Origin of the sequence: Micromonospora sp. NPDC049203, from assembly GCF_043197215.1 — a bacterium.
Lineage (GTDB): Bacteria > Actinomycetota > Actinomycetes > Mycobacteriales > Micromonosporaceae > Micromonospora.
The window spans coordinates 271,736-283,932 of record NZ_JBICSV010000001.1 but is presented as its reverse complement, the minus strand read 5'-3'; the positions used below and the strand labels follow the sequence as shown (position 1 = coordinate 283,932).

Annotated in this window: 12 protein-coding genes and 1 pseudogene; 10 read left to right on the top strand and 3 right to left on the bottom strand. The window is 73.9% G+C overall.

The features are described 5' to 3' along the window. Positions 1-12 precede the first annotated feature (12 nt). The 4 genes from mnhG to ACGFIA_RS01285 all read left to right on the top strand — a co-directional run bounded on the left by mnhG (position 13) and on the right by ACGFIA_RS01285 (position 3,926). Positions 13-348, top strand: a complete 336-nt coding sequence (mnhG, locus tag ACGFIA_RS01300; protein ID WP_357467397.1) for a monovalent cation/H(+) antiporter subunit G — start codon at positions 13-15, stop codon at positions 346-348. A 163-nt stretch (positions 349-511) separates the two neighbouring features. Beyond that, complete coding sequence (locus ACGFIA_RS01295; protein ID WP_357467400.1) at positions 512-1,867, top strand: hemolysin family protein; 1,356 nt, start codon at positions 512-514, stop codon at positions 1,865-1,867. Next, positions 1,864-2,928 (top strand): hemolysin family protein, encoded by a 1,065-nt coding sequence (locus ACGFIA_RS01290; RefSeq protein ID WP_357467404.1) that lies wholly within the window; start codon positions 1,864-1,866, stop codon positions 2,926-2,928. Before ACGFIA_RS01295 ends, ACGFIA_RS01290 begins: the two co-directional genes overlap by 4 nt. Positions 2,929-2,996: 68 nt before the next feature. Next, the gene (locus ACGFIA_RS01285; RefSeq protein WP_357467407.1) at positions 2,997-3,926 is read left to right on the top strand and encodes a sporulation protein; all 930 of its coding nucleotides are present in this window, start codon (positions 2,997-2,999) and stop codon (positions 3,924-3,926) included. 74 nt (positions 3,927-4,000) lie between these two features. Here the strand turns inward: ACGFIA_RS01285 and leuE are convergent, their stop codons facing one another. Both leuE and ACGFIA_RS01275 read right to left on the bottom strand, forming a co-directional pair. Further along, on the bottom strand, positions 4,001-4,663 hold the full coding sequence (leuE, locus tag ACGFIA_RS01280) for a leucine efflux protein LeuE (protein WP_357382549.1): 663 nt from the start codon (positions 4,661-4,663) through the stop codon (positions 4,001-4,003). Then, positions 4,660-5,907: a bifunctional pyridoxamine 5'-phosphate oxidase family protein/GNAT family N-acetyltransferase gene (locus ACGFIA_RS01275; protein WP_393257821.1), complete on the bottom strand. Its 1,248-nt coding sequence runs from the start codon at positions 5,905-5,907 to the stop codon at positions 4,660-4,662. The genes leuE and ACGFIA_RS01275 overlap by 4 nt, the downstream gene beginning before the upstream one ends. Positions 5,908-5,945: 38 nt before the next feature. On the opposite strand from ACGFIA_RS01275, the gene ACGFIA_RS01270 reads away from it, so the two are divergent. Next, positions 5,946-7,283 carry an aminotransferase class I/II-fold pyridoxal phosphate-dependent enzyme gene (locus tag ACGFIA_RS01270; protein WP_357382553.1) on the top strand — a complete coding sequence of 446 codons (1,338 nt, stop codon included), beginning with the start codon at positions 5,946-5,948 and terminating at the stop codon, positions 7,281-7,283. A gap of 80 nt (positions 7,284-7,363) precedes the next feature. Further along, positions 7,364-8,062 carry a UdgX family uracil-DNA binding protein gene (locus ACGFIA_RS01265; RefSeq protein WP_357382555.1) on the top strand — a complete coding sequence of 233 codons (699 nt, stop codon included), beginning with the start codon at positions 7,364-7,366 and terminating at the stop codon, positions 8,060-8,062. A gap of 1 nt (position 8,063) precedes the next feature. Here ACGFIA_RS01265 and ACGFIA_RS01260 read toward each other — a convergent pair whose 3' ends face one another. Beyond that, positions 8,064-8,720 (bottom strand): 4a-hydroxytetrahydrobiopterin dehydratase, encoded by a 657-nt coding sequence (locus ACGFIA_RS01260; protein ID WP_357382557.1) that lies wholly within the window; start codon positions 8,718-8,720, stop codon positions 8,064-8,066. Between the two features lie 82 nt (positions 8,721-8,802). Between ACGFIA_RS01260 and ACGFIA_RS01255 the strand changes: the two genes are divergently transcribed. The 4 genes and pseudogenes from ACGFIA_RS01255 to ACGFIA_RS01240 all read left to right on the top strand — a co-directional run bounded on the left by ACGFIA_RS01255 (position 8,803) and on the right by ACGFIA_RS01240 (position 12,063). Beyond that, complete coding sequence (locus tag ACGFIA_RS01255; protein WP_357382559.1) at positions 8,803-9,327, top strand: hypothetical protein; 525 nt, start codon at positions 8,803-8,805, stop codon at positions 9,325-9,327. 20 nt (positions 9,328-9,347) lie between these two features. Next, positions 9,348-10,490, top strand: coding sequence for an acyl-CoA dehydrogenase family protein (locus ACGFIA_RS01250; protein ID WP_357382561.1), 1,143 nt, complete (start codon positions 9,348-9,350; stop codon positions 10,488-10,490). A gap of 69 nt (positions 10,491-10,559) precedes the next feature. Beyond that, positions 10,560-11,872 (top strand): annotated as a pseudogene (locus tag ACGFIA_RS01245) (MFS transporter). Beyond that, entirely contained in the window at positions 11,863-12,063 is a 201-nt protein-coding gene (locus ACGFIA_RS01240; protein ID WP_073830228.1) for a DUF3046 domain-containing protein, read from the top strand. The pseudogene ACGFIA_RS01245 and the gene ACGFIA_RS01240 overlap by 10 nt, the downstream one beginning before the upstream one ends. Positions 12,064-12,197: the final 134 nt, after the last annotated feature.

The window sequence follows — 12,197 nt, the reverse complement described above, 5'->3', positions numbered from 1 at the left end:
CGGCGGATCAGCGTGAGCGCGGCCACCGTCGCGGACTGGGTGGGTGGGTTCCTGCTGCTGGCCGGGGCGGCGCTCGGCCTGGTCGCCGGCATCGGGCTGGTGCGCTTCCCGGACGTGCTGGACCGGATGCACACCGCCACCAAGCCGCAGGTGCTGGGCGTCCTGCTGCTCCTGGCCGGGCTGGCGCTGCGCCTGCGTACCCCCTCGGATCTGGGCATGCTGGTCCTGGTGGCGCTCTTCCAGCTCTCCACCGCTCCGGTGGCCGCGCAGATGATCGGCCGGGCCGCGTACCGTTCCGGACGGGTCGACCGGACGCTGCTGGACGTCGACGAGCTGGCCGGGCGGTGAACCGGACGCGCGGGAGGCTTCCCGGCACCCTCAGCGAACGTCCAGCGCGTACCGATAAAATGGGCTGCATGATCGACTCTCCTGCCCCGGAGGGCAGCAGTAGCCGGCCGGGTAATACCCGGCGAATTCCCTCCCCGACGACCCCGGGAGCACTGAACCTCCCGTGTTGATCCTCGTCGGTCTCCTTCTCATCACCGTCCTCACCGCCGCCACCGGTTACTTCGTGGCCCAGGAGTTCGGTTACGTCGCCGTGGACCGGGGCAAGCTCAAGCAGCTCGCCGACGGTGGCGATCGTGCCGCGGCCCGGGCCCTGGAGGTGACCGCGCGGCTCTCCTTCATGCTGTCCGGCGCCCAGCTCGGCATCACGGTGACCGCCCTGCTGGTCGGTTACGTCGCCGAGCCGTTCCTGGGTGCCGGGCTGGCCGACCTGCTCGGCCTCGCCGGGCTGTCCAGCGCGGTCACCCTGCCGCTGTCGGTGGCCCTCGCCCTGGTCATCGCCACAGTGGTGCAGATGGTCCTCGGCGAGCTGGCGCCGAAGAACCTGGCCATCGCGCGGGCCGAACCGCTGGCCCGGGCGCTGGCGCGGTCCACCCTGATCTACCTGAAGATCGCCGGTCCGCTGATCACGCTGTTCGACAGGGCGGCCGTACGGCTGCTCCGCCGGCTCGGCATCGAGCCGATCGAGGAGCTGCCCAGCGGCGCCACCCCGCAGGACCTGGAACAGATCATCGCCGAGTCCCGGGAGGAGGGGCACCTCGACGCCGAGATGTCAGACCTGCTGGACCGGGGTCTGGACTTCCGGGAACTGACCGCCGGGGAGGCGATGGTGCCGCGCGTCGACGTGCACACCATCCGGGCCGACGAGCCGGTCAGCCGGATCGTCGAGCTGCTGGACACCGGCCACTCCCGGTTCCCGGTGAGCGGCGCCGAGGGCGTCGACGACCTGATCGGTGTGGTCGGCATCGCCGACGTGCTCGGGGTGCCCCCGGCGCAGCGCGCGACCACCCGGGTCGACGCGGTGGCCGTACCCCCGTTGCTGGTGCCCGAGACGCTGCCGCTGCCGACGGTGCTGGACCGCCTGCGGTCCGGGCACCGGCAGCTCGCCTGCGTGGTCGACGAGTACGGCGGCTTCGCCGGCGTGATCACGCTGGAGGACCTGGCCGAGGAGCTGGTCGGGCCGATCCGCGACGAGGACGACCCGCCGGACCGGGCCGCGGCCCGGCAGGAGGACGGCTCCTGGGTGGTCCCGGCGCGCTGGCGCATCGACGAGGTCGCCGACAGCACCGGCATCGAGCTGCCCGAGCGCCCCGAGTACGACACGCTCTCCGGCTTGGTGATGCGGGAGCTGGGCCGGGTGCCCGAGGTCGGTGACCTGCTGGAGATCCCGGTCGCCACGGACGGCGACGAGCCGGCCGGCGGCCCCCGGGTGCTGGTCGAGGTGCTGGCGGTGGACCGGCACGTGGCCGACTCGGTGCGGCTGCGGCCCACCGCCGACGTGTCCGGGGAGGGTTCCGCATGAGCCCCGGGTTCGCGTTGTTCTTCTCCGTGGTGCTGCTGGCGCTGAACGGATTCTTCGTGGCCGCCGAGTTCGCGCTCATCGCGTCCAAGCGGTACCGCCTGGAGCAGGCCGCCGCCGGTGGCGGCCGGGCGGCCCGCGCGGCGCTGGACGGCGTCCGCGAGCTGAGCCTGATGCTGGCCGGCGCACAGCTCGGCATCACGCTGTGCACGCTGGGTCTTGGTGCGCTGGCCGAGCCGGCCATCGAGCACCTGCTCAGCCCGTTGCTGCACGCGGTCGGCCTGCCCACCGCGGCCAGCCACGTGGTCGCGCTGGTGTTCGCGTTGTCGCTGGTGACGTTCCTGCACCTGGTGGTCGGCGAGATGGCCCCGAAGTCGTGGGCGATCACCGACGCCGAGCGTTCGGCGATGCTGCTGGCGCTGCCGTTCCGGGCGTTCGCCCGGATCGCCCGGCCGGTGCTGTCGGTGCTCAACGGGCTCGCGAACGCGATGCTGCGGCTGGTCGGCGTGCAGCAGCAGGACCAGCTGGCCCAGGTGCACGGCCCGGACGAGCTGCGCATCCTGCTGGAGCAGTCCCGGGAGCACGGGCTGCTCGGCGCCGAGCAGCACCAGCTGCTGACCAGCATGCTGGAGCTCCAGGGCACCACAGTGGCCCAGGTGATGGAGCCGTTCGACCAGATCGTCACTGTGGGCCGGGGCGAGACCGCCGAGCGGATCGAACACGTCTCGCGCGACAGCGGCCGGTCCCGGCTGGCAGTTGTCGACGCCGGTGGCGAGGTGTGCGGCCTGGTGCACGTACGCGAGGCGGTGCGCGCCGTCACCACCGGCCGTCCGGCGACCGCGGAGGAGCTGATGACCAGCGCCTTCACGCTGCCGGCCGAGGCGTCGGTGACCGAGGCGGTGACCTCCATGCGGGCGCAGCAGGCGCAGCTCGCGCTGGTGAGCAACGGCGGTGGGCCGACCCGGCCCATCGGGTTCGTCGCGCTGGAGGACCTGCTGGAGGAGGTCATCGGCGAGTTCGACGACGAGACCGACCCGGTGCCGCGAGGCCGCCGGATGCGCTGAGCGTCGTGATCCGGGCCGGCGTCCGTTCCGGCCTGGCATGGCCGGGCGGGCAGCGGGAAAGCCCCGGTATGCGGTTGACCGGCGTGTCGCGGGACTCCGCCTGGACCGGGCTGTCGGTGAGCACCACGCTGCCCAACCCGAGCACCCGGCCGGGCCTGCGCCTGCCCGGCCGGGTGACGCTGAGCGCGGGCGGCTCGGACGTGCCGGTGCGGCACATCCGGCTCGGGCTGGTGACCCAGGTCGAACCGGAGGACCCGGAGGCGCCGCGCCGCCTGGTGCAGTTCCGGACGTGGACGATCGCGGGGCGGTTCGTGGTGCCGGCCGGGCGGCGGCGCGCTGTCGACTTCGCCGTGCCGCTGCCGTGGGAGTCGCCGGTGACCACGTACGGCGGGGTGCCGCTGTTGAGCCTGCGTACCGGCCTGCGCACCGAGGTGTCTGTGGATCCGGAGGTGGATCAGGGCGCGATGGTGCCGGTGCTGATCCATCCGCTGCCCGCCCAGGAGCACGTGCTCGCCGCGCTGGACACGCTCGGCTTCGCGATCCGGCAGGCGGGCCTGCGGGAGGGGCGGCTGCCGGGGGTGGAGCAGACGCTGCCGTTCCAGCAGTGGTACGGGTTCTGGGCCGCCCCGCTCTATGCCGGCCCGATGACCGAACTCGAAATGATCATGCTGACCGACTCGGCCGGCATGGAAGTGCTGCTCTGGTTGGACCGGCGGCTCTCCCTGGCCGGGATCACCCACCAGAGCATCAGCCGGTTCCGGGTCTGGCACGCCGGCGCCGACAAACGGGACTGGGTGGCCACAGTGGACGGCTGGCTGCGGCATGCCATCGACAGGCACGCGGCGGCCGCCTCGCACGCCGACTGGTCGGCCACGATTCGCGAGTCGGCGCACGTCAGCCGCCGCCCCGACCGCCCGGTCGCGCCGGGTTACGGGCTCGGGGGTACGGCCGGCGGCGCGGGCATCGGCGGTGGTGGCGGAGGCGGCGACGGCACGTGAGCGTGTGCGCGTGCCTTGTTAAGAAGGGGCCCTTCCTCTACCGGAGGTGTTAATAGGGGCCCCTTCCTTACACCTCAGCCGGCGGCGAGCTTGAGGCTGAAGCCGAGGAACAGCACGGCGACAGCTGTGGTGCCGCTCGCGGCGAGCCGGCGGCGCTGCCGGAACTGGGCCGCCAGGTACGTGCCGGTGAAGATCAGCACGGTCAGGTAGAGCGCGCTGGCGACCTGGGCGATCAGCCCGAGCAGCAGGAACGACAGCGCCGGCCAGGCGTACCCGGGGTCGACGAACTGGATGAAGAACGACACGAAGAACAGGATCGCCTTCGGGTTGAGCAGGCTGATCACCAGCGCCTTCCGGAACGGCTCCCGCTGCCCGGCCGGCTCCACCTCGTCGATCAGGCGCGGCGTGGCCGGGTCGTTGCGGTCGCGCCAGCGCCGCCACGCGCCGCGCAGCATGGCCAGCCCCAGATAACCGAGGTACGCCGCGCCGGCGTACTTGATCACCAGGTAGAGCGGGGGATACGCCTGGAGCAGCGAGGCCACCCCGGCGGCGGAGAGGATCATCAGCACCGCGTCGCCGACGAACACTCCGGCGGCGGCCCGGTAACCGGTGGCCACGCCGCGACGGGCGGCGGTGGCCAGCACGAAGAGCGAGTTCGGGCCGGGCAGCAGCACGATCGCCACGGTGCCCAGCACGTACGTCCAGATGTCGGTGATCCCCAGCACGCCGGACATCATGACGCCGCGCCCGCCGTCGGGCGAAGCCTTTCCCGCAGGCTGACCTGTGCCGTCGGCCACTCCCGCGCGAGCATCGAGTACTGCACGGTGTCCCGCCAGGAGCCGTCGGCGCGCTGCTTGTGCTGCCGCAGCACGCCCTCCCGGCTCGCGCCGAGCCGTTCGATGGCCCGCTGGGAGCGTTCGTTGCGGATGTCGGTGTGCCAGACCACCCGGACCGCGTCCAGCTCGTCGAAGGCCCGGCCGAGCAGCAGCAGCTTCGCCTCGGTGTTCACGCCGGTACGCCACCACGGGCGGCCCAGCCAGGTGTAGCCGATCGCCAGCGAGCGGCGTACCGGGTCGATCTCGTAGTAGGAGGTCGTGCCGACCACCGCGCCGGTGGTGGCGCAGCGCTGCGCCCAGCACACCTGCTCGCCGCGTTCCTGCGCGTCCAGGTAGTCGGTGACGACCCGGCGCATCTCGGCGGCGTCGGCCGGCTGCGTGCCGCCCAGGTGCCGCCACACCTGCGGGTCGGCGGTGGCTGCGTACAGCTCGTCGGCGTGGGCGAGGTCGAGCGGCTCCAGCACCACGTGCTCGCCGCGCAGCGCCGCCGGCTCGTGCCACGGCGACCGGGCCGCCCGCAGGTACGCCGGCACCGGCGCGCTCACCCCCGGCGCCGGTTCGGGGCGGCCCGGCGTGAGCCGCAGCGGCACCACACCGGCCCAGTACGGCAGCGCCTCGTCGGCCGGCTCGTCGTTGACGCCGCCGGTGCGCATCCGTACCGACACCTCGCGCAGCGGCAGCGCCAGCACCGCCGTCTCGGCCAGCTCGCGCCGGTTCGGCGGGCGGCTGTCGGCGGACCGGCCGGCGGCCACCTTCTCCACCAGCGCGGTCATCACCCGCGCCTTCTCGCCGGCGTCCTCGACCAGCCGGGCGGTGCCGTGCGCCACCACCGACCGGTAGTTGGCGCTGTGGTGGAACTGGGAGCGGGCGTAGATCAGCCCGTCGAGGTGGGTGACGGCGACGCAGACCGGGAGACCGGCCTCGCCCCGGGCGGCCAGCAGCGGCCGGCTGCCGGTGGACCCGTGCAGGTAGAGCGTGTCGCCGACGCGCACGTGCAGGGTCGGCAGGATGCGCGGCTCACCGTCAACAGTGAACGACAGCGCGCAGTGGTACGCCTCGTCCAGCAGCGCGTGCGCGGTGGCGCGGTCGTAGTGCATCCGGTCGCGGGTGCGGGTGGCGGTGGTGCGGGCGGTCGGGGGGTACACGTGACATCCCACCTTTGTTCTAGTACAATCACTAAACTGTGGCAGCACATTATCAGATCGTCGGGTCCACCTCCGCCGCGATTTCGGCAAGCGTCGAATCCGGCATCCGCACCGGCGACCTGGCCCCCGGCGACCCCCTGCCCGCCGTCCGCGCGCTCGCCGCCGAGCTGGACGTCAGCCCGGCCACCGTCGCGAAGGCGTACCAGGAACTGCGGCAACGCGGCCTGGTCGCGACCGCCGGCCGGCACGGCACCCGGGTCCGCCCCCGCCCGCCGGTCGCCGCCCGCCGCGCCGCCCTGCTGCCCCCACCGCTGCCCGGCGGCCGTGACCTCTCCGCCGGCCAGCCCGACCCCCGGCTGCTGCCGCCGCTCGGCCCGCACCTCGCCGCGCTCGCCGCCGAGATCGGACCCCCCGGCGGGTACGCGACCGACGCCGTGCTGCCCGACCTGGCCGCCCTGGCCCGGGAGCGGCTCGCCGCCGATCGCGTGCCGGCCGGCGAGCTGACAGTCACCGGCGGGGCGCTCGACGGCATCGAACGGCTGCTCGCCGCCCACCTGCGCCCCGGCGACGCGGTGGCGGTGGAGGACCCGGGCTGGGCCAACCTGCTCGACCTGATCGCGGCGCTCGGCCTGCGTACCGTCGGGGTGCCGGTGGACGACGAGGGCCCCACAGTGGGCGGCGTCCGGGCGGCGCTCGCCGCCGGGGTCCGGGCGCTCGTGGTGACCAGCCGGGCGCAGAACCCGACCGGCGCCGCGGTCTCCGCCGCCCGTGCCGACGCGCTGCGCACGCTGCTCGCCGGCCGGGCCGACCTGCTGCTGATCGAGGACGACCACGCCGCCGAGCTGGCCCGCGTACCCCTGCACCCGCTCGCCGGGGCGACCCCGGCGTGGGCCTTCGTCCGGTCGGTGAGCAAGCCCTACGGGCCCGACCTGCGGCTCGCGGTGCTGACCGGCGACGAGGCCACTGTGGCCCGGGTGGCCGGGCGCGCGCGGGTCGGCGCCGGCTGGGTGTCCACAGTGCTGCAACGCCTGGTCGTGTCGCTCTGGCGCGACCCGGCCACCGCCGGTCTGGTGCGGCGCGCGGCGGACAGCTACGACAGGCGGCGCGACGGGCTGGTCGAGGCGCTGGCCGAGCGCGGGGTGACCGCGTACGGGCGCACCGGGATCAACGTCTGGGTGCCGGTGCCCGACGAGACGGTGGCGGTCACGACCCTGCGCGACGCCGGGTGGGCGCTCGCCCCCGGCGGCCTGTACCGGATCGCCGCCGACCCCGCCGTGCGCGTCTCGGTGAGCGCGCTGGACGAGGCCGACATCCCCGCGCTGGCCGACGCGCTCACCGCCGGAAGGAAGGGCCCCCTCTTAACGCATTCGGTATAGGAAGGGCCCCTTTTTAACACCTCCGGACAGCGCGGCGGGCCGCTCGCGTGCGCGCCGCCGAACGGGGTAGAACGATCGGCATGGCCGAGACCGAGAGCGCACCCGGCGCACAGGAGTTCATCCCGCCGTCGGCTGACACCATCGACGAGCTGCGCGCCGCGGCGGGCGACTGCCGGGGCTGCGAGCTGTACCGGGACGCCACCCAGACCGTCTTCGGCCGCGGCGACGAGCACGCCCGCCTGGTCTTCGTCGGCGAGCAGCCGGGCGACATCGAGGACCAGAAGGGGCTGCCGTTCGTCGGCCCGGCCGGGCGGCTGTTGCGCAAGGCCGTCGACGACGCGGCGCTCGACCCCGCCCAGATCTACCTGACCAACGCCGTCAAGCACTTCCGCTTCGAGCTGCGCGGCCGGCGGCGCATCCACCAGACCCCGGACCGCGTGCACGTCACCGCCTGCCGGCCGTGGCTGGTCGCCGAGTTCGCCCGGCTGCGCCCGGAGATCGTGGTGGTGCTCGGCGCCACCGCCGCCAAGGCGCTGCTCGGCCCGAGCTTCCGGGTGACGAAGCAGCGAGGTGAGCTGCTGCCCTGGCCCGCCGCCGCCCAGCATCCGGAGGACTTCGAGCGCGTGCCGGTCGACCGGACGGGCGCTGTCGCCGACGCCCCGGCGGCCCGGCTGCTCGCCACCATCCACCCGTCGGCGGTGCTGCGCGCCGACAACCAGGACGTGGCCTACGAGGGCCTGGTCGCCGACCTGAAGGTGGCCGCGAAGGCGCTGCGCTGAGTCAGGAGCGCTGCTGCCAGGTGCAGAGGCAGACCCGGTTGCCGTCCGGGTCGGCGAGTACCCAGAAGCTCGGCGCCTCCGCGTCGCTGACCAGCGTGCCGCCGGCCGCCAGCGCGGCGGCGATGCGCGCGTCCACCTCGGCCGGGTCGACCCACACGTCCGGGTGCCACCGCTGCCGGGGCTCGTCCCGGCCGGAGCGCTGGAACCAGACAGTCGGCAGCACGCCGTCCGGGTCGCGTACCTCGTCGTCGTCCGGGCCTCGGCCGCCCGGTGCCTGCCAGGTCAGGACCGCCCGCCAGAACGGCAGCACCGCCGCGTGCGCCGGGGTGTCCAGCGCGAGTTCCAGGCGGGCCAGCCCGGCCGCCGACAGGGTGAGCCCGGCGTCCGCGGCCAGCCCCGAGATGAACCGGGCCAGCCGCAGGTCACGCTGGGTCACGCCGCCCGCGTCGTGCGACCAGAGCCGCACGTCCACGTGGGTGTAGCGCAGGTCCAGATCGGGATGGTGATCGACCCGCTCGGCCTCCGCGCCGACCGCGGCCACCAGCGCCATCCCGGCCGCGAAATCGGGGGTACGGATGCGCGTCTGCAACGCCCCCAGCAGGTACGTCCACCCGTCCAGCCCGGCCTCGGCGACCTGTTTCCCCGTGAGTGTGCTCATCCGGCCATCCTGGCGTGCCGCACGTCCGCCCGCCACCGTCCACAGGGGATTACCGGACGGCGCGCGAGGGTACGGCTCCGGCATGGCGGAACCCCGACCTCGCGTGGCGTTTCTCCGGTTCGGCGCTCCCGGCCCCTACGTGATCTCCATGGCGTTCGCCGGAGTCGCCTGGCTGGCCATCCGGCTCTGGGATCGGGACGAGTCCGTACAGGTAGCGGTGCTCGACGCCGGTCTGCACGGGGTGATCTACGGGCTCATGTTCTTCATGCTGAACTGGTTTCAGAAACCAGGCGCCGCCGAGGCGGAGCGGGCCGCCGCCTGGGCGGTCACCGAGACCGGGCTGCGCCGGGGCGAGCCGCCCGTCGACGAGGCGGGACGCGCGGCGGTGGCGGACAACCTTCCGGTGGTACGCCGGGGAGCGCTGTTCGGGGCCGCCGGTGGCGTCCTGCTGCTCGGCCCGCTGATCGTGCTCGCGATCCGCACCGGGTGGGAATCCGCCGCCGTCGGGTTCGGGATCGTCCTGGTCGCGATCCTGGCCGAGGCCGTCCGCACCGGCCTCCGGGAGCGCCGGCTACGAGCGGCGCTCGCCCCTGTCCGGGGCGGCTGAGCGGTGTCAGACTTGCCGCCATGGAGCAGCATCTCTACGAGCCCGTCCACGACGAGTTCCGCGACCTGTGCCGTCGGTTCCTCGCCCGGGAGGCGGTGCCGCACCACGAGCAGTGGGAGGCCGACGGGATCGTCGACCGGCAGGTGTGGCGGGCCGCCGGCGCGGCCGGGCTGCTCGGCCCGGACGTCGACCCGGAGTACGGCGGCGGCGGGCAGCGCGACTTCCGGTTCAACGCGGTGCTGGACGAGGAGATCGTCGCCGCCGGGTGCACCGGTCTGGGGTTCGGGCTGCACAACGACGTGGTCGCCCCGTACCTGACCGAGCTGACCACCGGCGACCAGCGCAAGCGGTGGTTGCCGGGCTTCTGCTCCGGCGACCTGGTCACCGCCATCGCGATGAGCGAGCCGGGCGCGGGCAGCGACCTGGCGGGCATCCGCACCACCGCGGTCCGCGACGGCGACAGCCTGGTCCTCAACGGGCAGAAGACGTTCATCACGAACGGTGAGATGGCCGACCTGGTGGTCGTGGTGGCCAAGACCGCGCCGGACCAGGGCGCGCACGGGGTGAGCCTGGTCGTGGTGGAGAGCGGCACGCCCGGCTTCAGCCGGGGCCGCCGCCTGGCGAAGGTGGGCCTGAAGGCCAACGACACCGCCGAGCTGTTCTTCGACGACTGCCGGGTGCCGGCGGAAAACCTGATCGGCACCGAGAACCACGGCTTCTACCACCTGATGGCCAACCTGCCCCGGGAGCGGCTGAGCATCGCCGTGGCAGCGGTGGCGGCGTGCGAGAAGCTGCTCGCGCTCACCATCGAGTACGCCCGTTCCCGGGAGGCGTTCGGGCGGCCGATCGGCCGGTTCCAGCACAACCGGTTCCTGCTGGCCGAGCTGGACACCGAGGTCACCATCGCGCGGACGTTCGTCAACCACTGCGTCACCGAGTTCAACGCGGGCCGCCTCTCGGTGACCGACGCGGCGAAGGCCAAGTGGTGGACCACCGAGTTGCAGACGAAGGTCGCCGACCGGTGCGTGCAGTTGCACGGCGGCTACGGCTTCATGGCGGAGTACCCGGTGGCGAAGGCGTGGCTGGACAGCCGGGTGCAGACCATCTACGGCGGCACCACCGAGATCATGAAGGAGATCATCGGCCGGGGTCTCGGCCTGTAGCCGAACCGGGTGCCGGTCGGCCGGACCGGTGCGGGAGGATGGGACACCCATCCCCACCAGGAGCGCAGCATGTCCGTCGACCTGACCGCGCCGGCCCCGCCCCGGCCGGATGTCGCCCGCGTCCAGCGGCGTACCGTCCGGCTGCTGTTCCTCACCCAGATCATCGGCGGCATCGGCGTCACCATCGGCATCTCGGTCGGCGCGCTGCTCGCCGCCCGGGTCGCCGGCACCGCGCTGGCCGGGCTGGCGCAGAGCGCCGGAGTGGTCGGCGGCGCACTGCTGGCCATCCCGGTCACCCGGCTCATGGCCGCGCGCGGCCGGCGGCCGGGGCTGGTCCTCGCGTACCTGGCCGGCGCGGTGGGCGGCGTGCTGGTGGTGGTCGCCACCGTGACCGGCGCGGTGCCGTTGCTCTTCGCCGGCATGCTGCTGTTCGGCGGCGGCACGGCGGCCAACCTCCAGGCCCGCTACACGGCCGTGGACCTGGCCGAGCCGCACCGCCGGGGGCGGCAGCTCTCGATGGTGGTCTGGGCCACCACCATCGGCGCGGTGGCCGCGCCGAACTTCGCCGCGCTCGCCGACGACACCACCCGGGGCTGGGGTCTGCCGGCGCTGTCCGGGCCGTTCGCCTTCAGCGCCGTCGCGTTCACGCTGGCCGCCGTCGTCATCCTGGTCCTGCTCCGGCCGGACCCGCTGCTCACCGCGCGCCGGCTGGCGGTGGCCGAGCCGGTGCCGGACGCCGCGCCCGCGGCCACCCGCCGCGGGGGCATGGTCGCCGCGTGGCGCACGGTACGCCGCAGGCCGGCCGCGCGCCTCGGCATCGCCGCTGTCGCGGTGGGTCACCTGGTGATGGTCGCGGTGATGTCGATGACCCCGGTGCACCTCGGCGAGTGGCACTCCGACGAGGACGTGCTGCCGGTGGTCGGCCTGGTGCTGAGCCTGCACATCGCCGGCATGTACGCGCTGTCGCCGGTGGTGGGGTGGCTCACCGACCGGTTCGGCCGGCGCCCGGTGATCCTCGGCGGGGTGGCGCTGCTGCTGGCCGCGTGCGCGGTCTCCGGCACCGCCGGGCACGACACACCGCTGCTGTCGGTGGGGCTGACGCTGCTCGGGCTGGGCTGGTCGGGCACGATGGTGGCGGGCTCGACGCTGCTGTCGGAGTCGGTGCCGACCGCCGACCGGCCCGGCGTGCAGGGCCTGTCCGACCTGCTCATGGGGCTGGCCGGGGCGGGCGCGGCGGCGGCGAGCGGGTTCGTCATGCGGGCCGTGGGGTACCCGACGCTCACCCTGCTGTCGGCGATCGCCGTGGTGCCGCTGGTGGCGCTGGCGCTGCGCCGTCCCGCCACGGCACCACTCGACGAGGAGGACTGAACACGTGCGGCTGACCGACTTCTGGACGCGGCTGGAGGAGGCGTTCGGGCCCGGCTACGCGGCCAGCATCGCCAGGGACCAGGTGCTGTCCCAGCTCGACGGGCGGACCATCGAGCAGGCCCTCGCCGCCGGTGAGCAAACGCACGTGGTGTGGCGCGCCGTGGTCGCCGCGTATCCCGACCGGGTGCCCGCCCGGCTACGCTGAGCAGCCTTTTCGTCGATCCCGCGTGTCGCTTGCCCAGTCGTACACCTGTTCGGCTATTGTCCACAGCGGGGTGCTCGTCCACAGCTCACGGCCCGTCGGCTGGTTTTCTGTCGGACCCAGCGCCTAGCGTGTCC